The organism is Nonomuraea sp. NEAU-A123 (assembly GCF_018603905.1).
In the GTDB taxonomy this organism is placed as follows: domain Bacteria; phylum Actinomycetota; class Actinomycetes; order Streptosporangiales; family Streptosporangiaceae; genus Nonomuraea.
This window is the reverse complement of record NZ_JAHFZZ010000008.1, coordinates 371,953-392,595: the sequence shown is the minus strand read 5'-3', so window position 1 is coordinate 392,595 and position 20,643 is coordinate 371,953. Positions and strand designations below refer to the sequence as shown.

The following is a 20,643-nucleotide window of genomic DNA, read 5'->3' as shown; positions in this document are numbered from 1 at the left end:
CGATCACCTTAGGACGGGCACGCGGCTCCTGCCAGGTCACCCAAGGCCACACCCTCACCCCACTCCAGACGCCGCCGCAACTCGACCGCGTCGGCGCCCAGCGCGGACACCAACACCCCGGGCCCGGCCAGCGGCAACACGGCGACACCGTCCGCCACCACGGCCCCTGCGGCGGTCCGCGACACGGCGGGATCGTCCGCGGCTACGGTCCTTGGGACGGTCCGTGACACGGCGGCACCGTCCCCTGCCACGGCCTCTGACGCGGATCGCGATACGGCGGCGCCCCTTGCGACCACAGCCCTTGAAACGGCGAGTCCTTGTGCGGCCGGGGCTGGTGCGGCGGGGGTGGGTGTCGTGGTTTCCGGGGTGACGAGGGTGGTGCCGATGCAGCGGGCGTCGCCGTAGACGGCCGGGGAGGCGCCGAGGGCCGGGTCGCCGACCGTGTACTCCTGCCTGAGCAGGGGGCGGCCGTCGTAGGTGGCGTCGAAGCGGGCGTGGCAGCGGCCAGGCGCCTCGCCGTACCGGCCGAAGACGATCTCCTCGCGCCAGAACACGTGCGCGCCCGCCGCCAGCGTCAGGCGTACCACCAGGCGGTGGAAGCATCCGGCGGCGAGCACCGTTGGCTGGGGCGCGAACCGGAGTGAGGCTCCTGCCCCGACGCGTGCGGTGATCACCATGACGGACTCCCCGTCGCCGGGCAGCACCAGCGTGCTCGCCACCGAGCCGACCTCGAGGCTGGTGCCGGGGGCTATGTCGAGGTCGAGTTCGAGCCGGTCGCCGCCGAGCGGGCCGGCCGCCGTGGAGACCAGGTGAACGGTCCGCGGCCCGGTCTGCCGCAACGTCAGGGGCGGCGCCGAACTGAGACGGCTGACGACCGTCCGACCACCGGCCAGGGATGTCCCGACAGCCGCCCGAGCCGCCATCGCCCGCCGCCCGACAACAACGGCACCGGTGCCGTCGGCCGAGACAGGTTCTACGGACGTGCCTGCCTGGGCGTCTGACATGGTCTCTGCCGCGGTGTCCGGCAGGGGTGCGCTGCTGGTCATAGGGCGGGGTGGGTCATGCCGCTGGGACGGGCTCGTGGGGCCAGGAATGGGCCTGTTCCGAGACCCAGGCCGCCACGGCCGCCGCCGAGGGGTCCTGCCTGATCGAAGTGAACAGGACCGGCCTGTCCCCGCGGACCGCCGCCGCGTCACGGGCCATCACGCCCAGGTCGGCGTCCACCAGCGGCGCGAGGTCCGTTTTGTTGATCACCAGCAGGTCGGCCGAGGTCACCCCCGGACCGCCCTTGCGGGGCACCTTGTCGCCACCGGACACGTCGAGAACGAAGATCTGCCTGTCGGCCAGGCCACGGCTGAACGTCGCCGTCAGGTTGTCCCCGCCACTCTCCACGATCACCAGGTCGAGCGGGCCGAACCTGTCCTCCAGGGTCTCCACGGCGTCGAGGTTCGCGGCGATGTCGTCGCGGATGGCGGTGTGGGGGCAGCAGCCGGTCTCGACGGCCAGGATGCGTTCCTGGTCGAGCACGCCGGCCCGGCGCAGGAAGTCGGCGTCCTCGGTGGTGTAGATGTCGTTGGTCACCACACCCAGGCGCAGGGAGCCGCCGAGCGTCCGGCACAGGGCGGCGACCAGGGCCGTCTTGCCGCTGCCCACCGGCCCGCCCACCCCGAGGCGGAGCGCTCTGCCGTGGTGGTCCGGGGCGTGGTGATGGTCGTCGTGATTGGCGCCCATGCGTGTCCTTCCTAGGAGACGAACAGTCTGACCTTGGCGCCCGCATGCCGCTCAGCGAGCAGGTCAAGCGCCGGGGCGGATCGAGCGGGCAGCTCGGCCCATGACCGGTCGGCCAGGGGGGTGCCCGAGGCCCCAGGGGGTTCGGTGGAATGGGCTCCCATGTCAGCCATGCTGGCTGTGGCGGCGAGGTCTGGGGCCAGGTCGGCCAGCAGGCCGTGGACCGCTACCGGGTCCAGGCCGAGCAGCCGGACCGCCGCCGTGGCCGAACCGGTGATCGCGTGGTAGGCCGCCGCCAGGGCGGCGTCCTCGGGTGACGCTCCCGCCGCGTGCGCCGCCGCGCCGAGCGCGATGGGGTGATGGGGATTCGGTACGGCCTGCGCCAGGCCGTCGAGCGCAGGAGACGGCCACAGGCGGCGGGCCACCCGCAGAAGCAGCCTGCCCTGGGTCCTGGAGGCGTCCCGCTGGGCGGGGGAGGCGGTCCTGGCGTCGGCCTCCGCGTCCAGCAGATCCCACAAGGTGTCGGGGGAGCGGGTGGCGCTCAAGGTGCAGGCTGCGGCGGCGAGGGCGGCGGCGACGTGCCCGGATGTGTGCAGGCGGCCCCTCAGGAAGGCGGCCAGGGACGCCAGGTCGTGGACCGCTCCCGTGGCGATCGCCTGTTCGGTGCCGCCCGAGTGGGCGTGGCCGCCGGCCGGGAGACGGGAGTCGGTGAGGAGCAGGAGTGCGGGGTTCATCTCAGAAGAGGAAGTAGCGCTGGGTCATCGGGAGCGTTTCGACGGGTGCGGGCTCGATCAGGTCGCCGTCCACGCGGACCTCGAACGTGTCCGGGGCCACCTCGATCCGGGGGAGCGCGTCGTTGAGCGGCATCGTGTCCTTGCCGCGCCCCCGTACATCCGCCACAGGGACGAGGCGGCGGCGGACCGCGAGGCGGTCGGCGAGGCCGGACTCGAGGGCGAGCGGAGAGACGAAGTGCAGCGAGGTGGCGGCGGCCGTGACAGGGGCGGCGCCGAACATCGGGCGCGGCAGCATCGGCTGCGGCGTGGGGATGGAGGCGTTCGCGTCGCCCATCTGGGCCCAGGCCACCACGCCGCCCTTGAGGACGAGGGTGGGCTTGACGCCGAAGAACGCCGGGTCCCAGAGGACGAGGTCGGCGAGCTTGCCGCGTTCGACGGAGCCGAGTTCGGCGTCGAGGCCGTGGGCGACGGCCGGGCAGATCGTATATTTCGCGACGTAGCGGCGGGCGCGGAGGTTGTCCGCGGGGCCGGTCAGGGCGCCGCGGCGGCGCTTCATAACGTGCGCCGTCTGCCAGGTGCGGATGATCGTCTCGCCGACCCGGCCCATCGCCTGCGAGTCCGAGCCGATCATCGAGATCGCCCCCAGATCGTGCAGGACGTCTTCGGCGGCCATCGTGGTGGGCCTGATGCGGGACTCGGCGAAGGCCAGGTCCTCGGGGATCGACGGGTTCAGGTGGTGGCAGACCATCAGCATGTCGAGGTGTTCGTCGAGCGTGTTGACGGTGTGGGGTCGGGTGGGGTTCGTGGAGGAGGGCAGGACGTTCGCGAACGACGCCATCCTGATGATGTCGGGCGCGTGCCCGCCTCCCGCCCCTTCTGTGTGGTAGGCGTGGATCGTCCGATCGCCGATGGCGGCCAGCGTCGACTCCACGAACCCGGCCTCGTTGAGGGTGTCGGTGTGGATCGTCACCTGTACGCCGTTCGCGTCGGCCACGGTCAGGCAGGCGTCGATCGCCGACGGCGTGGTGCCCCAGTCCTCGTGCAGCTTGAACCCCGAGGCGCCCGCCGCAAGCTGTTCGAGCAGGCCCGCGGAGCTCACCGTGTTGCCCTTGCCGAGCAGGGCGAAGTTGAGCGGGTAGGAGTCGAGAGACTCGAGCATCCGGGACAGGTACCAGGTGCCGGTGACCGTGGTGGCCTTGGTGCCCTCGACCGGTCCGGTGCCGCCGCCGACGATCGTGGTGACGCCCGCGCCGATCGCCTCGTCGAGGATCTGCGGGCAGATGAGGTGTACATGGGAGTCGACGGCGCCGGCGGTGAGGATCTTGCCGTTGCCGCTCAGGATCTCGGTGGACGGGCCGATGACGATGTCGACGCCGTCCATGGTGTCGGGGTTGCCGGCCTTGCCGATGGCGGAGATCCGGCCCCCGGTGACGCCGATGTCGGCCTTGACCACGCCCCAGTGGTCGAGGATCACCGCGCCCGTGATGACCAGGTCCGGCGCGCCCTCGGCCCGGGTCGTCCTGGCCTGTCCCATCGACTCGCGGATCACCTTGCCACCGCCGAACACCGCCTCGTCCCCGGCTCCCGCCGGGCCCACGGACAGGTCCTCGGTGACCTCGATGAACAGGTCGGTGTCGGCCAGCCTGATGCGGTCGCCCGTGGTGGGGCCGTACAGGGCGGCATAGCGCGTACGGGAGATGTCAGCCATCGAGGGGGCCCGCCCATTCCGGTCGCAGGCCGGGCACCACGCGGCGCCCGGCGATCGGCACCAGGGTCACGTCGCGCTCGACCCCCGGCTCGAACCTGATCGCGGTGCCCGCGGGCACGTCGAGCCGCATCCCCCAGGCGGCGTCGCGGTCGAAGGCCAGCCCGGGGTTGGCGGCGGCGAAGTGGTAGTGCGACCCGACCTGTACCGGCCGGTCGGCGGTGTTGACCACCCGGACCGTCACCCGCGGCCGCCCCGGATTCAACGGGATGTCATCGGCGGGATGCAGGTATTCGCCCGGAATCACGGGATCGGCCTGTGTACGGTGACCAGCTTGGTGCCGTCTGGGAAGGTCGCCTCGATCTGTACGGAGTCGAGCATCTCGGGCACCCCCTCCATGACGTCGTCCCGGCCGAGCACTGAGCGTCCCGCCTCCATCAGATCGGCCACGGTCCGCCCGTCCCTGGCGCCCTCCATCAGGAACGACGCGATGACCGCGGTGGCCTCGGGGTGGTTGAGGCGCAGGCCCCTGGCCTGACGCTGCCGAGCCACCCCGGCGGCGACGTGGATGAGCAGGCGCTCCTGCTCGTGTGGGGTTAGCCGCATGGCCGGACCTTAGGAACCGGCCGTTTCCACGATGTTGCCGGGGGATGTCGAGTCGGTTTCTGGTGGTTCCACCCTCCCGGATACAGGTCGCGCTATCCCACCAGAGGAAGCGCCTGCGACCGGCCCAGATCGTCCCCCAGCGCCTCGAAGACCGTCAGCGCCGCCCCCGCCAGCTCTCCGGCCCGTTCCGCCGCGCCCTCCGCCTGGTTCACCCGGGCGAGGGCCAGCAGGGCGTACGCGTCGAGCAGTCGGTCGCCGAGCCGTATGGCGATGCTTCGGGCCGTCTCGGCGGCCGTCCTGGCGTCGGGGACCGCGCGCTGCGCCAGCCGTACCGAGGAGAGGTCCAGGAGCGTGTCGGCCTGCCGGTAGCGGTCGCCGAGCGCGGCGAGGTGGCCGGCGGCGGTCTGGAGGCGGTCCGCGGCCTCGTCGAGGCGGCCCGCGCGGTGCAGGACCGCGCCCAGCACGCGGAGCACGTCGGCGGCGTCGCGGTCGTTCTCCGCCGCCTTGAGGCAACTGAGCAGGGCACGCTCGGCCTCGGGCAGCCGGTCGCGTTCGAGGTGGACGCGGCCGAGGCGCCGCCTGGTCTGGTTGACGTCGCGGGTGCGCCCGGCGCCCAGGAACATGCCGAGTGCCAGCCTGAGCCGGTCGTGCGCCAGGTCCCACTCCCGCTCGGCCAGGTGCAGGTCGCCCTGGTCGCGCAGGATCAGCGCCTCGCCCATCACGTCGCCCGCGCGCCGCGCCGACTCCAGCGCCGCCCCGATGACGTGCCGCCAGTCGTCGAGGAAGCGGTTGCGTTCGAGGTACGGCCCCAGCAGGTGGGCGAGCCGTCGGCAGCCGTCGTCGAGACCGGCCTGATGCAGGTCGGAGACCAGGCTGACCAGGAAGGTCCGCTCGGCGGCGAGCCACTCGACCGACTCCCTGAGGTCCCTGGTCGCCACGAACGTGCCCGGATCGCCGGAGACCAGCGAGAAGCGCGACAACCGTACCTGGGCCAGGGACAGGGCCAGCAGCCGTTCGAGCGCGCCGGGCGCGGGCTGCTCGCGGGCGAACAGGCGGGTCAGGTCGTGCAGCCGGTAGCGCACCTGACCCGCCACGTCGACCAGGTGCGTCTCCAGCAGCCCGGCGTCGACCAGTGCCTCGGCCTGCCCGCCGAACAGCTCCGCCACCCAGTCCGCGAAGTCGGGCGCCGACAGCGCGCCGAGCCCGCGCAGCGTGGCCTTGGCGGGTTCGGGCAGGCCGTCGTAGCCGATGGCGAGCACGCTGCGTACGGCCTGGTCGCCGGAGCGCAGCCCGTCGAGCCGCTCGTGCTCGTCTTCGAGCAGGCTGACCAGGTAGTCGACGGTCCAGCTCGGCCGGGCGGCCAGCCGGGACCCGGCGATGCGCAGCGCGATGGGCAGCCCGCCGCAGAACCTGGCCAGCCTGCGCAGCGCCTCGTCGGCCGCCCGGCCGGAGGTGCGGACGAGCAGGTCGAGCGCGTCGACCTCGCCGAGCACGCCCACGGACACGCGGGCCGCGTCGGCCAGCCCGCCGAGCGAGGAGCGGCTGGTGACGACCGTGGGGCAGGAGGTCAGCAGCGGCCGCACCTGGCTCTCGGACGACGCGTTGTCGAGCAGCACAAGCAGCCGGCGGTTGGCCGCGTACGTACGGAAAAGTCGCTCCCGCCCGTCGAGCGAGGCGGGGACGGCCTGGGCCGGGCAGCCCAGCCAGCGCAGGAAGTCCTCGAGCACCGCCGCGGGTCCCGTCGTCTCGCGCAGGTCGGCGTAGAGGATCCCGTCGGGGAAGCGCTCGCGCTCCCGCCAGGCGGCGTGCACGGCCAGCGCCGACTTGCCCGCGCCCGCCTGACCATGCACGACGACCTGTCCGCCCACCACCAGGTCGAGGAGGTCGGCGCGCCCGGTGAACCCGGCCACGTCGTGCGGCAGCAGCACCGGCGGCCCCGCCGAGACGTGCAGCGACACGTCGTCGTGCAGCATGCGGTGATAGAGCAGCTGCAGATCGGAATCGGGCTCGATCGCGTGGCCGTCGTCGAGCGCCTCGCGTAACGCCGCGTACGCGTCGAGGGCCTCCACCCGCCGCCCGCTCCGGTAGAGCGCGAGCATGTACTGGCCTCTGAAGCGCTGCCAGAGCGGGTATTGCCCGGCCAGCCGCCGCAGCTCGGACAGCAGCTCCCGGTGTCGGCCGGCGTCGAGGTCGAGCTGCACCCGGCGCTCCAGGGCGAGCAGCCGCAGCTCGTCCAGCTCCTCGCGCAGTCGGCGCGTCTCCACCCAGCGTTCGCCGTCGGGGTCGAGGTCTTCGAGCGCCGGGCCGCGCCACAGGGCCAGCGCCTCCTCGTACGCGCCCCGCTCCACCAGCGATCTGAAACGGTCGACGTCGAGCTGCTCCTCGCCGATGGCCAGCGTGTACGTGCCGGACACCGTGGTGATCACATCTTTGCCGATGAGCTGGCGCAACTGCCCGACGTAGCCGCGGACCAGCGAGTCGGACCGGTCGCCGCCCTCACGCGGCCACAGCAGGTGGCGCAGCCGTCCCACGGTGAGCGGGCGGCGCGCGTTGAGCACGAACATCGCCAGCAGGTCTCGATGCTTGGGCGCGGTCGGGGTGCGGTCGCCGTCGCCATCGCGCACCTCGAGCGGACCCATGATGCGAAATTCCACGCGGCCTTCCTCAACAAGGGGAATATCGACAAGAATTACACACTTGATGATCCCTTTGACTCCGTCCGACCCCCAGCGGTTGGGCACCTACTGGCTCGCGGGGCGACTGGGCGCCGGCGGCCAGGGCGTCGTCTACGAGGCGTACAGTGAGGCGGGGGAGCGCGTCGCCGTCAAGGTGCCCAGAGTCGACGATCCCGAGTCGCGGGCCAGGCTGGCCAGGGAGGCGGCGGCGGCCGAGCGGGTGGCCTCGTTCTGCACGGCCAAGGTCATCGAGGTGGCCGAGCCGTACATCGTCAGTGAGTTCGTGCCCGGCCCCAACCTGCGGCAGGTGATCGCCGAGCACGGCCCCTACGAGGGTGACACGCTGCGGCGCCTGGCGATCGGTGTGGCGACCGCTCTGACGGCCATCCACCAGGCCGGCGTCGTGCACCGCGACCTCAAGCCCGACAACATCATCCTCGGCCCCGACGGTCCCCGGGTGATCGACTTCGGCGTGGCGCGCGAGGCCGGGCCGACGACCACCGGCCCGGTCATGGGCACGCCCAACTACATGGCGCCGGAGGTGCTCGCCGGGCGGGGTGCGACGGCCGCGGCGGATCTGTGGGCGTGGGGGCTGGTGGTGCTGTTCGCCGCCCGGGGCGAGGACGCGATCGCGGTACGCGACCCGGTCGCGGTGGTCGCCGACGTGATGGACTTCCGCCCCGGCACCGGCGACCTCGCCGACCTCGCCGACCCGCTCGGGTCGCTGGTGTCCGCCGTGCTCGTACGGCAGGCCGCCGACCGGCCCTCGGCCCGTGACGTCCTCCTGAGCCTGCTGGGCGAAAGCGACGAAACCGGCGACGACCCGCTGTCCCGCGGCGGCTCGCTCGCCAGCCCGCTCAGGAGCGCGGCCGAGCCCGACCTGGGCGCCATCGCGGAGGAGCTGTACGGCGAGCTCTCCGACGCCGAACAGGCGACCGTGCCCGAGGTCCTCCTGCGCATGCTCGACGGCGACGGCTCGCTCCGGCCGGTCACCCGCGACGAACTGCCCGAGACCGAGGCCGTCGACGCGCTACTCACCTTCTTCGGCGCGGCGGGCCTCGTGCGGCGGATCGGCGACACTTACGAACTGGCCAAGCCCGCCCTGGTCCAGGCGTGGCCCCGCCTGCGCGCCTGGGTGGCCGACAACCGCGACGGCCTGCCCGTACACCGGCGGCTGGTGGAGGCGGCCCGGCTCTGGGACGGCCACGGCAGGAAACCCGGCGACCTGCTGCACGGCTCCAGCCTCGACCGGACGCTCCAGTGGGCCGCCGCCGAGCGCAAGGACCTCACGCTGGCCAGGAGGGAACGCGAGTTCCTCGACGCCGCGGCCCAGCAGTCCCGGCGGCAGTCCCGGCGGCGCGGCCTGATCGCCGCCGCGCTCGCCGTGCTGCTGGCGACCACGCTGGGCGGGCTGGGCCTGGCCGAGTATCGGCGCGGGGTGAGCGAGCGGCAGCGCGATGACGCTCTCGCCAGATCGCTGGTGTTGCGCGCGGCCGACCTACGCGACACCTGGCCGAAGGTGAGCATGGTGATGAGCGCCGCCGCCTGGCGGCTGTCCCCTCTGCCCGAGTCGAGAGGCGCGCTTTATGACTCGTTGTCGCAGATCACGCTCGACTCCTTCACCGACCCCGCGGCGAGTGCGGACACCAGGTACGCCCTGAGCCCCGATGGCCGGACGCTGCTCGCCGCGGCGGGCGGGCAGGTGGCGTTCTGGGACGTTCCGCGGCATCGGCAGACGAAGGCGCTCTCAGGAGTCGGTCCGGTGTCGAAGCTCGCGCTCAGCTATGACGGCCGGACCCTGGCCGTACAGGATGAGCGGCATGTACGCCTCTGGGACGTGTCCAGCGGAACCATGAAGGGCGCACCTTTCGCGGCGGGCGCGTTGCCGACCCACGCCGACTCGCTGCGCTTCTCTCCGGACGGGCGGCGCCTGTTCATCCCTCAAGGCATCGAAGGCCGCATCGGTGCTTGGTGGGACCTGGAGACCCGGCGATCGCTCGGAATGGACGCCGTGAGCCCAGACGGTGCTCTGGGCCTCCGCTACTCCACAGGCGGCGGCCGGGCCGAGCTCTGGGACCTGCGCATGCGGCGACGACTCCCCGCGTCATGGCTGCCGGTGAAGACGCGGATCAAGGGTGCCGAGTTCGATCCCGACGGCCGGGAGCTCGCCGTCACCGTCTACCATCCCGAGGTCGGCGGGGGGATCGGCCTGCTGCTCAGGAATGTGCCCTCGGGCAAGCCGCTCCCGGGTGACCAGGCGGGGCCCATGGCGAGTGCCATCGCCCTCGACGACAGGTTCATCGCGATGTGGGACGACGCCAGGCTGGTCGTCCTGCGGCGCTCCGATGGGTGGGTGATGGCCGACCGGCGCCTCCACGCGCCGATCGGCCAGCTGCGGTTCGACGGCGCCGTCCTGCGCATCCTGACGGACGCGGGCACCGTCTACACCGCCGACGTCTCCTGGCTGTCGGACAGCGCCCTGGTCCGGCGGACCCCCGATGAATTCGCGCGCCTGGCGCCGGGCGGCGGCGGGCTGGCCGTCTACTCCGGCGGCCGGGCCCGGCTCTGGGCGGGAGGCAAGGAGATTGCCCGGCCCATCGATGTCGGCGGACAGGCGGGCCAGGGAGCGGTGCTCGCCTTCTCCTCCGACGGCTCCCTTCTGGCAGTGGGGGGAGCGGTGGGCGCCAAGGCACGGGTCACCGTGCTCGATGCGCGCACAGGGGCCGTGCGCACGGCCTTTACCCTCGCTGACAAGGACGTGGAGGGGATGGCGTTCAGCCCGGACGGCGGGACACTGGCCGTGGCCCCCGCGCGCCTGGGACAGGCGGCCCCGGTGGAGCTGTGGAACCTCCGCACCGGATCCGTCACCCGGACCACAGCGCCGGGCTCAGCCAGGATGGCCTTCAGACTCGACGGGAAGGCGCTGGTCACAGCGTTCGATCCCTACCTCACGATCGTCGATCCGGTCGGCGGCGCGCCCGTGGGGCCGGGCGGGGTGTCCGGCGGGATGACCGCCTTCAGCCCCGACGGCAGGTACGCGGTCATCAGCGGGCCCGAGCGGATGACGCTGTGGGACTCCGCCTTCACCAGAGCCGTCGCGTCCTTTCCCGCGATCCAGGGCGGCGGCGGTGCGATCCCCGTCTGGTCGCCCGACGGGAGCACGATCGCCACCTACGGCGCCGACGAGCGGATCCGGCTCTGGGACGTCGTCGGCCGTGGATACCTGGGAGTCGTGTACGACGGGCTGGACTGGCAGGGGGAATCGGCGAACGCGTCGATCGCCTTCGGCCGGGACGGGCGGACGCTCTACGCCGCCACCCCGGAAGGGGTGGTCAAGCGGTTCGCGCTCGACGGCGACCGGGCGCTGGCTGAGGTCTGCCGCAGGGCGGGTGGCACGCTGAGCGTGGCCGACTGGCGGCGGTACCTGCCCGAGATCGAACTGTTCGACCCCTGCGTCACCCCGTAGCCGCAGGGGACGGAGTCAGGCTCTGATCAGTATTCGCCGGAGCTTCGGTAGTGGCTCCATGCGGCGCAAGGCGTGCTGTAGTGCTTCTTGATGTAGCGAAATCCCCATTTGATCTGGGTCCTGGCGTTGGTCTTCCAGTTCGAGCCGGCGGACGCCATGAGCCTCCCGGGATTCGCTCGAGGTATTCCGTATGGCCCTGACGGCGTTCCCGCTGTGGTGCTCCAGTGGCTGACGCGATCCCACAGTGAGACCAGACAGCGGAATTGCGACGAAGAGTGCCAGCCATAGCTGGGCATCATGCTCTTTGCTATCCGCTGGCTCTCTCCTGCTGGGATGGGAGCGGCTGCGTACGAAGGCGTGGGCGGTACGAGCAGGACGGTCAGCGCTGAGAGGGAAATTCCGATGGCCGTGAACCGCTTGCGCATTACTTTTCCTTTCTGGTGGTAGGTCCTGCGTCACCCCGTAGCCGCCCACTGTCGCGCCGACCGGACGATCTCCTCCAGGTGGCCGCTGTGGGCGCCGTGCCAGTAGACGTGGCCGCAGTCCCCGCACCGGCCGTAGGCGTCGTAGCCGTGCCGGGTGCCCGCCTGCAGTTGCGGCAGCACCTCGCGCTTCGGTACCGGGGCCAGTTCGCCGTTGCAGGCAGTGCACCGGGTCCATGGGCGCAGTGGGGGTGCGAACCGTTCGAGCAGGTCGCGTAGCTGGTCCTGGGGGCGTGCGCCGCGGACGTAGGCGCCCAGCCACAGCGCGCGGCGGCGCAGCAGGCCGCGGTCCTGGGTCAGCAGCACCCGGCGCTCCTCGTTCGCCTGCACCACCAGGGCCGGATCGTCCATGTCGTTGTGGTAGGCCGCGTCGAGGCCGAGCAGCCTTAGCCGCCGCGACAGCGTGCCCAGGTGCACGTCCAGCAGGAAGCGTGGCTCGCGCGGCAGCGGCTGCGGCCTGGGCACCGGCCGTACTTCGATGACGTCGCCCGCGGCGGGCTGGTACGAGGGGCCGACGCCGCGTCCGGCGACGGTCATCGGCCCGACCTCGGTCAGCGGGATGCCGGCCGACTCCACGTGGTGTCCCAGAGTCGAGCTGCCGCCGATGGCGATCCGCTGGCGCTCACGGCGCCGGCTCACGGGCAGGAACATCATCAGCTCTGCGGAGATTCGAAGGTGCGCGTCCCGTTCGGTCACATTGTCCATTCTGCGTGATTCGATAACGTGATCCTGTGCCGATGTCCCGCCGTGTCTTTCTCGCGCTCGCCGCGATGGGCGCTGCCGGGTGCTCGACCGGCGGTACGGGGCTGCCCCCGCTGCGGCTGGCGACCGGGTTGTCAGGCGGGCCGTACGAGATCCTGGGCGACAGGTTCGCGGCCGAGCTGCGGCGTGACGGGTTCACGGTCGAGGTGTTCAAGACGGCGGCCAGTGTCCAGAACCTGACCATGCTCGCCGACGGTAGGGCCGACGTCGGGTTCTCGCTCGCCGACAGTGCCGACGACGCCGTGCGCGTGCGTCACCAGCCGGTCGCCGCGCTGGCCAGGATGTACATGAACTACGTTCACCTGGTGGTCCGCACCGACTCCGACATCTCCGCCGCCAAGCACCTGACCCGGCGAAAGGTCTCCATCGGTGCCGAGGGCTCGGGCACCGCCGTGACCGCCGTGCGGGTGCTCGACGCGGCCGGGGTACGGGATCACGTCGTCTTCCGGCTGGGCCTCGACGTGTCGATCAGGGCGCTCGACGAGGGCGGGATCGACGCGTTCTTCTGGTCGGGCGGCGTGCCCACCCCCGCGCTCGCCTCGCTCAGCGGCATCAGGATCGTCCCGCTGGAGCCGCTGGTGCCGGTGCTGCGCCGTACGTACGGGCCGGTCTATGAGCACGCCGCCATCCCCGCGGGCGTGTACGGCGGCGCGAAACCGGTCCCGACCGTCGGCACGCCCAGCTACCTGGTCTGCCGCCAGGCCCTGTCCGACGACATCGCCTACACGGTCACCGAGACGCTCTTCAGCGCCCGCGACCGCCTCCAGGCCCCCTCGGCGCCGGGCGGCCGTCTCGACAAGCGCTACGCCATCGGCACCGGCGTCGTCCCCCTGCACCCCGGCGCCGCCCGCTACTACAGGTCCGTGTACGGCTGAGCCAGCCGCAACTCCACGACCAGCCCATGGGGTACGGCGGCCAGCAGGCTCAACGTGGCCCCGCACGACCTGGCCAGCTCGGTGGCGATGGCCAGGCCCAGCCCACTGCCCGGCACGTTGGCGTGCGCGCCCGACCGCCAGAACCGGCCCAGCGCGTCGGCCCGCTCCTCCTCGCCCAGCCCCGGCCCGTCGTCGGCGACCCGCAGCACGCCGTCGGAGAGCGTGACCGTCACCGTGCCGCCCGCGGGCACGAACTTCTGCGCGTTGTCGAGCGCGATGTCCGCCACCCTGGCCGCCGCCTCCGGCACGAGCGACATCTCCGGCACCTCCACCAGCAGGGTGAGATCCTTGGCCGGATAGACCTCCCGCCACACCGCCAGCCGGGGCCGCAGCTCGATCTCCTTGGCCTCGGTGCCCGCGCCCGCCTCCACCCTGGCCAGCGCCAGCAGGTCCTCCACCAGCAGGGCCAGCCGGTCGAGCTCGCCCATGGCCTCCTCGAACTCGGTGGTGCCGTCCGCGCGCAGGTGCGGCTCCAGGTTCTCCAGCCGCAGTCCGAGCACGGTCAGCGGGGTACGCAGCTCGTGCGAGGCGTCGGCCACGAACGCCCGCTGCCGCTCCATCGCGCCCGACACCGCGTCGGCCATCGCGTTGAACCGCTCCTCCAGCCGCTGCAGCTCCGAGGGCCCCGCGCCCGGGTGGGCCCGCGCGTCGAGGTGGCCCTCCGCGATGGCCCGGGTGGTGCGGTCGAGCTCGGTCACCGGGCGCAGGATCCAGCGGGCCAGTTGCCTGGCCGCCAGCACCGAATAGCCCAGGGCGATCAGCGCGCCCAGCGCCAGCGCGCCCCAGACGAGCGAGACGTCCAGCCGCGACTGGTCGGTGCGGGCCTGGAGCAGCACCACGCCGGACAGTTGCGCGTCCCGGCCGGCCGGCTCGGCCAGCAGCACCGTCGAGGGGCCGAACGGGCTGATCGTGGGCAGGTCCTCGGTCGTCCGGCCGCCCAGGGCCAGCCGGGTCTCCTCCTGGTCGTCACCGTCGAAGTGGCCGGCCGTGACCAGGATCGTGCCGTCCCTGTCGCGTACGCGGATGGCCGCGCCGTACAGGTCGGCGTAGCGGACGACCTCGGCCGTCAGCGCCGTACGGTCGCCGTCGCGCGCGGCCTGGTCGGCCAGTTCGGCGAAACGGGTGGCGTCGGCGCGGCGGTCGAGCAGCAGCCGGTTCGTGCGGTGCGAGGCGTAGGCGAAGCCGAGCGGCACCGCCAGCGCCGCGATGAGGAACACGATCAGCGTGGTGAACGTGACCACCAGGCGGGAGTTCACGCCGTGGACCCCAGGCGGTAGCCGGTGCCGCGCAGCGTCTCGACCAGGTGCGGGCGACCGGTCTTCGACCGCAGCCCGGCCACGTGCACGTCGAGGGAGCGGGAGGCCGACAGCAGCGGGTCACCCCAGACCTCGTCCAGGATCTCCTCACGGCTGCGCACCACGCCCGGCTCGCGGGCCAGCAGGGCGAGCACGTCGAACTCGCGCCTGGTCAGCGTCACGTGCTCACCCGACACGGTGACCTGCCTGGACTCCAGGTCGATGCGCACGTCGCCGACGCTCACCACGTTGTCGCGGGTCGGCATCGGCCGGGTGCCCCTGCGCATCACGGCCTCCATGCGCGCCATCAGCTCGACCGTGCGGAACGGCTTGACCAGGTAGTCGTCGGCCCCGGACCGCAGGCCGCGGAGCACCTCGCGCTCCTCCGTACGGGCGGTCACCACGATGACCGGCACGGCCGACACCCGGCGCAGGCGGCGCAGCACCTCGAGCCCGTCCATGTCGGGCAGGCCCAGATCCAGCAGGACGAAGTCGACGCCCCCCGCCAGGCGGAGGGCGTCGACTGCGAGCCCCGCGCGCACGACCTGGTGGCCGTGGCGCGCGAGGGCCGTGGTGAGCGCGGAGGCGAGCCGATCGTCGTCTTCGACCAGAAGAACTCGCATCAGGCCAGATTAGGCCCGGACGGGGACCGACTCCGCCGCTCCCTCCCGCTCCGCGCGGGTGAGCGCCGCGTCGCGCGTCTCGCGCATGGTCAGGTAGACCACCAGCGACACGGCCGCACAACCGGAGACGTACCAGTAGAAGCCCGACTCGATGCCGGCCGACTTGAACCACAGCGCGACGTACTCCGCCGTACCGCCGAACAGGGCGTTCGCGATCGCGTACGGCAGCGCCACACCGAGCGCCCGGATGTGCGTCGGGAACAGCTCCGCCTTGACCACCGCGTTGATCGAGGTGTAGCCGGTGATGATGATCAGGCCGATGAGCGACAGGACGAACGCGCCGGTGAAGCCGGAGACGGTGGACAGCCCGGTCATCAGCGGCACGGTGCCGAGCATCGACCCGATGCCGAACGTGATCAGCAGCGGCCGGCGGCCGATCCTGTCGGAGAGCCCACCGGCGAGCGGCTGGATGCACATGAAGACGAACAGCGCGGAGAAGCTGACCAGCGACGCGGTCTCCTTCGGCAGGTGCGCCGTGTTGACCAGGTACTTGGTGAGGTAGGTCGTGTAGGTGTAGTACGCGACCGTGCCGCCCATGGTCAGGGCGATGACCAGCATCGCTTCCTTCTTGTGCGCGAGCAGCGCCTTGATGGTGCCGCGCTCGCTCTTGCCGACCTTCTTGTCCTGCTCCTCCTCGTCGTACGCCTCGGTCTCCAGGAGGTTGCGCCGCAGGTAGAACACCACCGCCGCGCCCAGGGCGCCGACGACGAACGGGATGCGCCAGCCGTAGGAGTTGAGCGCCTCCTTGGTCATCGTGTTCTGCAGGATGATCTGCAGGCCCAGGCCGACGAGCTGGCCCGCGGTCATCGAGACGTACTGGAAGCTGGAGGCGAAGCCGCGCTTGCCCGCCGGAGTGGCCTCCGTCAGGTACGTGGCGCTGGCCGCGTACTCACCACCCACGGAGATGCCCTGCAGGAGGCGGGCGATCAGCAGCACCACGGCGCCGAAGTAGCCGACCGACGCGTACGTCGGGGCGATGGCGATCAGCAGGGCGCTCAGCGACATCAGCGTGACCGTCATGGTCAGCGCGGCCTTGCGGCCCTTCGTGTCGGCGTATTTGCCGAGCAGCCAGCCGCCGATCGGGCGCATGAAGAAGCCCACGGCGAAGATGCCCGCGGTGTTGAGCAACTGGGCGGTGCTGTTGCCCTCAGGGAAGAAGGAGGCGGCGAAGTAGACGGCGAAACTGCTGTAGACGAACCAGTCGTACCACTCGACAAGATTGCCGATAGAACCGCCGATCACTGCTTTCCACGGCACGCGGGGTTGGCTCACGGTTTACCTCCTGGGGGGAGTAGGTGCAGGCCAGAGCCTCTCCGCAGAAGGTTGTTCGGACAAGGGGAGACGGGCTAGATCTAACGTCCGCTTAACATCAGGGAAACTCGAGCGTGAGATCCGGCCCTTTCCCGGTCACTGCCGGTAGTTCTCCACCTCGCCGGCCGGGCGGGCCGCGGCGCCGTCCGGGTTCTCGCCCGCGTCCCTCCTAGCCCTGCGCTGCCTGAGCAGGTCCCAGCATTGGTCGAGAGCCACCTCCAACTCGTTGACCCGCGCGTGTTCCTCGTCCGAGCTGACCTCGCCCGCCGACAGCCTGCTCCGCAGCTCGTGCTCTTCGGTGACCAGAGCACTGATCCTGGTGAGAATCTCGTTGTCTCGCATGTCCAAGACTTTAGTGACTACGTGATAGAACACGCCCTATGCCTGGTATCGCGCTGGTAAGAAAGCCCGGGCCCCGGATCTCCGAGGGCATCGTCACCCACCTGGAGCGCGAACCGGTCGACCACCAACGGGCCCTGGAGCAGCACGAGCGCTATGTCGCCGCGCTGGAGGGGGCAGGCTGGCAGGTGCGTCACGTGGAGCCGGCCGACGACCTGCCCGACGGGCCCTTCGTCGAGGACATGGTCGTGGTCTTCGACCGGCTGGCCGTCATGACCAGGCCGGGGGCGAAGGAGCGGCGGCCCGAGGTGGTCTCCGTGGCGGCCCTCGTACGGGAGCTCAGGATCAAGTCCGTCAGGATCGCGCAGCCCGGCACGCTCGACGGCGGTGACGTCCTACAGGTCGGCAGAACCGTGTACGTCGGCAGGTCGGGCCGGACCAACGACGAGGGGATCACCCAGCTCAGCGCGTTGCTGCCGGAGCGGCAGGTGGTGCCCGTCAACCTGAACGGCGTGCTGCACCTGAAATCGGCCGTCACGGCGCTGCCCGACGGCACGCTCATCGGCGACCCCGCCCGCGTGGACCTGCCGGGACTGCTGGTGCCCGCCGAGGAATCGGGGGCGCACGTGGTGCTGCTGGGCGGCGACCGCGTGCTGATGGCCGCCTCCGCGCCCCGAACCTGCGCGATGCTCCAGGAACGCGGGCTGAACGTGACGCTGGTGGACATCTCGGAATTCGAGAAGCTGGAAGGCTGCGTCACCTGCCTGTCGGTTCTCATCATCTGAGATCGGGGACGGTTTACAGCGAGACCTCTGGTAGCGTGCAAGACATGCTGCGTGGCCTCCTTCTTAGCTGCCGCGGCGGGGGCCACTAAGGCCGGCTCCCTCGCCGCGGAGCGAGCCATGCGCGTCGGCCGCTTTCTTTCGACCGACGAGGAGCTCCCGACATGACCGCTCAGCAGCCCAGCCCCATGCCTTTCCATCGTTATCAGGCGTTCGAGCCGATCCGCTTGACCGATCGCACCTGGCCCGATCAGGTCATCACCGAAGCGCCGCGATGGTGCGCCGTGGACCTGCGCGACGGCAACCAGGCACTGATCGACCCGATGGACGCCCACCGCAAGCTGCAGATGTTCGAGCTGCTGGTGAAGATGGGTTACAAGGAGATCGAGGTAGGCTTCCCGGCCGCCAGCCAGACCGACTTCGACTTCATCCGGCAGATCATCGAAGAGGACCGGATCCCCGGCGACGTGGTGATCCAGGTCCTGACCCAGGCCAGGCCCGAGCTGATCGAGCGCACCTTCGAGTCGATCGAGGGCGCCAAGCAGGCCATCGTGCACCTGTACAACTCCACCTCCACGCTGCAGCGCCGGGTGGTGTTCGGGCAGGACCGCGACGGCATCACCGCCATCGCCGTCGAGGGCGCCAAGCTGGTCAAGAAGCTCGCCGACGCGACCGACGTGGACGTACGTTTCCAGTACTCTCCCGAGTCCTTCACCGGCACCGAGCTCGACTACGCCGTCGAGGTCTGCGACGCGGTCAACGACGTGTGGCAGCCCACGCCCGACCGCAAGGTCATCGTCAACCTGCCGGCCACGGTCGAGATGGCCACGCCCAACATCTACGCCGACCAGATCGAGTGGATGCACCGCCACCTGAAGTACCGCGACTCGATCGTCCTGTCGCTGCACCCGCACAACGACCGCGGCAGCGCCGTGGCCGCCGCCGAACTGGGCTACATGGCCGGCGCCGACCGCATCGAGGGCTGCCTGTTCGGCAACGGCGAGCGCACCGGCAACGTCTGCCTGGTCACCCTGGGCATGAACCTGTTCTCCCAGGGCATCGACCCGCAGATCGACTTCGGCGACATCGACGAGGTCCGTCGCATCGTCGAATACTGCAACCAACTGCCCGTCCACCCGCGCCACCCGTGGGGCGGCGAGTTGGTCTACACCGCCTTCTCCGGCTCCCACCAGGACGCCATCAAGAAGGGCTTCGACCACCTGGAGGCCGACGCCGCCGCAGCCGGCGTGCCGGTGGACTCGTTCACGTGGGCCGTCCCCTACCTGCCCATCGACCCCAAGGACATCGGCCGCAGCTACGAGGCGGTCATCCGGGTCAACAGCCAGTCGGGCAAGGGCGGCGTCGCCTACATCATGAAGGCCGACCACCAGCTCGAGCTGCCGCGCCGGCTGCAGATCGAGTTCTCCAAGGTCGTCCAGGCACGCACCGACGCCGAAGGCGGCGAGATCAGCCCGACCGCGATGTACGCCATCTTCGCCGACGAATACCTGCCCAACCCGGGCAACCGCTGGGGCCGCCTCAGCCTCATGGCACACCGCCACGAGTCGGCGGGCGACGACAAGGACCGCATCGGCGCCGACGTACGGCTCGACGGCGAGATCCGCGAGATCGAGGGCGTCGGAAACGGGCCGATCTCGGCCTTCATCGACGCGATCGCCAAGGTGGGCATCCGGGTGCGGGTGCTCGACTACGTGGAGCATGCGATGAGCGCGGGCAGCGATGCCAAGGCGGCTTCCTACCTGGAGTGCGACGTTGACGGGCGGGTGCTGTGGGGGGTGGGCGTGGACGCCAACACCACGACGGCCTCACTCAAGGCGATCATCTCCGCGGTCAACCGCGCCGCCCGCTGACCGTCGGTTGTCGCGTGAGTCCCCGGTACAGATCGGGGACTCACGCCGGTCCTAGGCGCCGTCCTTCTCCAGTAGCCGGTCGAGCCTGAGTCCCAGGTCGATCACTGAGCACTGCAGGGAGTCGAATCTGCGCGACATCAGAGACTGAGTGGACGAGAGCTGCTCGTGGGTGTGCCGGCGGAGACCTGCGACCTCGTCGCCGAGGGCTGCGAGGTCCTGGGACATTGCCGCTTGGATGCCGGCGATTTCGATTCTCACCTGGGCAACGGCGATCGCCGTGGAGAGGATGGCGGCGTGGATGCCTTCCATGCATGAGCAGCCGCAGTGACAGGTGTTGCTGCTGCTGCTGTCTGTCGAGAGGTTCGCATGTCGGCGCCGGGCCCTGGAGCCGCTGGAGACCGCTTTGGCGGAACGCGTTGTCGCCTTGGGGGCTTCCACGCGGAGTTTCACGTCGCTAGTCTCCGCCTCTTCGTTCATGTACCCCGACCTTTGCTCTAGCTGGAAGGGATCTCGGCGCTGACGGCCGGTCCCACTTTGTGTGAGCACATGGTCGCAAGCTGTCGTCGTTGATGGTGGTTGGGGGACGAGAGGCGGGTGTGGTTTTATCCGTCTCGGTGTGGCAAAAATTGACCGGCTTCCGATGGCGGGTCTGGGCGAGTGTGTCTTGGTGGGACATTTCGGAACGCCTGGTTTGGACAGGCCGGCTTGCTATGTGCCGGGGGTGCAGTTGTAGAGGTGGCCGTAGCGTTTTTGGGCGATGCGCATGAGCTCGGTCATGTCCTTGATCGCATCCCTGCCCTTGGCGATCTGGGGCAGGAAGATGTCGATCAATCGCTCTCCGCCGCCACAGCGGAACTTCGCGCTTACTTGGTACGGTTGGTCGTCGGATAGCGGGTTGGGCAGGAATGCGGCCATGCCGTCACCGAGGTCGTTAGGGAGTACGACTCCACCGTTGCTGCTGTAAACCTTACGCCTGTCATCCATAAGGAAATCCAGGTGCTCACGAGGCATCCCGCGGCCCTCTTGCATCCACCACACCTCCAGAGACTGGGGGGCCGTATCGGGAGCCCGGCAGTCGCCATTCCTCTCATTGCCGTCGGTTTTCTCGACGAGAGGGCCGGCCAGGCCGCTGACGAGGCGAAACGCTTGCTCTGGGATGAACGTGCAGACGTATGGCGCGGAATCCACGACCGGCTGGAGAACTGGGGTTGGTGTGGAGACGATGTGGGCCTCCGGGGTGCAGGCTGTGGCAAGCAACCCGAGAGCAGC

At 70.8% G+C, this 20,643-nt stretch carries 18 protein-coding genes; 4 read left to right on the top strand and 14 right to left on the bottom strand.

Annotation, left to right across the window (positions count from 1 at the left end; translation table 11 throughout):
- Positions 1-8: 8 nt before the first annotated feature.
- From KLK06_RS26945 to KLK06_RS26915, 7 genes are all read right to left on the bottom strand, one after another.
- Positions 9-1,004 carry an urease accessory protein UreD gene (locus KLK06_RS26945; protein ID WP_250906048.1) on the bottom strand — a complete coding sequence of 332 codons (996 nt, stop codon included), beginning with the start codon at positions 1,002-1,004 and terminating at the stop codon, positions 9-11.
- A gap of 55 nt (positions 1,005-1,059) precedes the next feature.
- Entirely contained in the window at positions 1,060-1,731 is a 672-nt protein-coding gene (ureG, locus tag KLK06_RS26940; protein WP_214638409.1) for an urease accessory protein UreG, read from the bottom strand.
- Between the two features lie 11 nt (positions 1,732-1,742).
- Positions 1,743-2,462, bottom strand: coding sequence for an urease accessory protein UreF (locus tag KLK06_RS26935; protein ID WP_214638408.1), 720 nt, complete (start codon positions 2,460-2,462; stop codon positions 1,743-1,745).
- A 1-nt stretch (position 2,463) separates the two neighbouring features.
- Positions 2,464-4,170, bottom strand: coding sequence for an urease subunit alpha (locus KLK06_RS26930; protein WP_214638407.1), 1,707 nt, complete (start codon positions 4,168-4,170; stop codon positions 2,464-2,466).
- Positions 4,163-4,474: an urease subunit beta gene (locus tag KLK06_RS26925; RefSeq protein ID WP_214638406.1), complete on the bottom strand. Its 312-nt coding sequence runs from the start codon at positions 4,472-4,474 to the stop codon at positions 4,163-4,165. The genes KLK06_RS26930 and KLK06_RS26925 overlap by 8 nt, the downstream gene beginning before the upstream one ends.
- Entirely contained in the window at positions 4,471-4,773 is a 303-nt protein-coding gene (locus KLK06_RS26920) for an urease subunit gamma (RefSeq protein WP_214638405.1), read from the bottom strand. The genes KLK06_RS26925 and KLK06_RS26920 overlap by 4 nt, the downstream gene beginning before the upstream one ends.
- 92 nt (positions 4,774-4,865) lie before the next feature.
- Positions 4,866-7,427 (bottom strand): BTAD domain-containing putative transcriptional regulator, encoded by a 2,562-nt coding sequence (locus tag KLK06_RS26915; RefSeq protein WP_214638404.1) that lies wholly within the window; start codon positions 7,425-7,427, stop codon positions 4,866-4,868.
- Positions 7,428-7,473: 46 nt separating this feature from the next.
- Between KLK06_RS26915 and KLK06_RS26910 the strand changes: the two genes are divergently transcribed.
- Positions 7,474-10,914 carry a serine/threonine-protein kinase gene (locus KLK06_RS26910; RefSeq protein ID WP_250906110.1) on the top strand — a complete coding sequence of 1,147 codons (3,441 nt, stop codon included), beginning with the start codon at positions 7,474-7,476 and terminating at the stop codon, positions 10,912-10,914.
- A 455-nt stretch (positions 10,915-11,369) separates the two neighbouring features.
- Here the strand turns inward: KLK06_RS26910 and KLK06_RS26905 are convergent, their stop codons facing one another.
- Positions 11,370-12,101 carry a Mut7-C ubiquitin/RNAse domain-containing protein gene (locus KLK06_RS26905; RefSeq protein ID WP_214638402.1) on the bottom strand — a complete coding sequence of 244 codons (732 nt, stop codon included), beginning with the start codon at positions 12,099-12,101 and terminating at the stop codon, positions 11,370-11,372.
- A 32-nt stretch (positions 12,102-12,133) separates the two neighbouring features.
- Between KLK06_RS26905 and KLK06_RS26900 the strand changes: the two genes are divergently transcribed.
- Entirely contained in the window at positions 12,134-13,033 is a 900-nt protein-coding gene (locus KLK06_RS26900) for a TAXI family TRAP transporter solute-binding subunit (protein ID WP_214638401.1), read from the top strand.
- On the opposite strand, the gene KLK06_RS26895 is transcribed toward KLK06_RS26900, so the two are convergent.
- From KLK06_RS26895 to KLK06_RS26880, 4 genes are all read right to left on the bottom strand, one after another.
- On the bottom strand, positions 13,012-14,349 hold the full coding sequence (locus KLK06_RS26895; protein ID WP_214638400.1) for a HAMP domain-containing sensor histidine kinase: 1,338 nt from the start codon (positions 14,347-14,349) through the stop codon (positions 13,012-13,014). The genes KLK06_RS26900 and KLK06_RS26895 overlap by 22 nt on opposite strands.
- Complete coding sequence (locus KLK06_RS26890; protein WP_214638399.1) at positions 14,346-15,011, bottom strand: response regulator transcription factor; 666 nt, start codon at positions 15,009-15,011, stop codon at positions 14,346-14,348. The genes KLK06_RS26895 and KLK06_RS26890 overlap by 4 nt, the downstream gene beginning before the upstream one ends.
- 9 nt (positions 15,012-15,020) lie before the next feature.
- Entirely contained in the window at positions 15,021-16,343 is a 1,323-nt protein-coding gene (locus KLK06_RS26885) for an MFS transporter (protein WP_214638398.1), read from the bottom strand.
- A 135-nt stretch (positions 16,344-16,478) separates the two neighbouring features.
- Positions 16,479-16,724, bottom strand: coding sequence for a DUF2630 family protein (locus KLK06_RS26880; RefSeq protein WP_214638397.1), 246 nt, complete (start codon positions 16,722-16,724; stop codon positions 16,479-16,481).
- Positions 16,725-16,762: 38 nt separating this feature from the next.
- On the opposite strand from KLK06_RS26880, the gene ddaH reads away from it, so the two are divergent.
- Together ddaH and leuA are read left to right on the top strand one after the other, a co-directional pair.
- Complete coding sequence (gene ddaH, locus KLK06_RS26875; protein ID WP_214638396.1) at positions 16,763-17,506, top strand: dimethylargininase; 744 nt, start codon at positions 16,763-16,765, stop codon at positions 17,504-17,506.
- Positions 17,507-17,667: 161 nt separating this feature from the next.
- On the top strand, positions 17,668-19,374 hold the full coding sequence (gene leuA / locus KLK06_RS26870; protein ID WP_214638395.1) for a 2-isopropylmalate synthase: 1,707 nt from the start codon (positions 17,668-17,670) through the stop codon (positions 19,372-19,374).
- Between the two features lie 51 nt (positions 19,375-19,425).
- On the opposite strand, the gene KLK06_RS26865 is transcribed toward leuA, so the two are convergent.
- Both KLK06_RS26865 and KLK06_RS26860 read right to left on the bottom strand, forming a co-directional pair.
- Positions 19,426-19,851 carry a hypothetical protein gene (locus KLK06_RS26865; protein ID WP_214638394.1) on the bottom strand — a complete coding sequence of 142 codons (426 nt, stop codon included), beginning with the start codon at positions 19,849-19,851 and terminating at the stop codon, positions 19,426-19,428.
- Positions 19,852-20,082: 231 nt separating this feature from the next.
- Positions 20,083-20,562: a hypothetical protein gene (locus KLK06_RS26860; protein WP_214638393.1), complete on the bottom strand. Its 480-nt coding sequence runs from the start codon at positions 20,560-20,562 to the stop codon at positions 20,083-20,085.
- Positions 20,563-20,643: the final 81 nt, after the last annotated feature.

What these genes read in the sequence shown, in the direction of transcription:
- leuA (WP_214638395.1), top strand. Translation starts at nt 17,668, where the DNA reads ATGACCGCTCAGCAGCCCAGCCCCATGCCTTTCCATCGTTATCAGGCG.
- KLK06_RS26905 (WP_214638402.1), bottom strand. Translation starts at nt 12,101, where the DNA reads ATGGACAATGTGACCGAACGGGACGCGCACCTTCGAATCTCCGCAGAG.
- KLK06_RS26900 (WP_214638401.1), top strand. Translation starts at nt 12,134, where the DNA reads ATGTCCCGCCGTGTCTTTCTCGCGCTCGCCGCGATGGGCGCTGCCGGG.
- ddaH (WP_214638396.1), top strand. Translation starts at nt 16,763, where the DNA reads ATGCCTGGTATCGCGCTGGTAAGAAAGCCCGGGCCCCGGATCTCCGAG.
- KLK06_RS26930 (WP_214638407.1), bottom strand. Translation starts at nt 4,170, where the DNA reads ATGGCTGACATCTCCCGTACGCGCTATGCCGCCCTGTACGGCCCCACC.
- KLK06_RS26920 (WP_214638405.1), bottom strand. Translation starts at nt 4,773, where the DNA reads ATGCGGCTAACCCCACACGAGCAGGAGCGCCTGCTCATCCACGTCGCC.
- ureG (WP_214638409.1), bottom strand. Translation starts at nt 1,731, where the DNA reads ATGGGCGCCAATCACGACGACCATCACCACGCCCCGGACCACCACGGC.
- KLK06_RS26880 (WP_214638397.1), bottom strand. Translation starts at nt 16,724, where the DNA reads ATGCGAGACAACGAGATTCTCACCAGGATCAGTGCTCTGGTCACCGAA.
- KLK06_RS26910 (WP_250906110.1), top strand. Translation starts at nt 7,474, where the DNA reads ATGATCCCTTTGACTCCGTCCGACCCCCAGCGGTTGGGCACCTACTGG.
- KLK06_RS26890 (WP_214638399.1), bottom strand. Translation starts at nt 15,011, where the DNA reads ATGCGAGTTCTTCTGGTCGAAGACGACGATCGGCTCGCCTCCGCGCTC.
- KLK06_RS26935 (WP_214638408.1), bottom strand. Translation starts at nt 2,462, where the DNA reads ATGAACCCCGCACTCCTGCTCCTCACCGACTCCCGTCTCCCGGCCGGC.
- KLK06_RS26865 (WP_214638394.1), bottom strand. Translation starts at nt 19,851, where the DNA reads ATGAACGAAGAGGCGGAGACTAGCGACGTGAAACTCCGCGTGGAAGCC.
- KLK06_RS26945 (WP_250906048.1), bottom strand. Translation starts at nt 1,004, where the DNA reads ATGTCAGACGCCCAGGCAGGCACGTCCGTAGAACCTGTCTCGGCCGAC.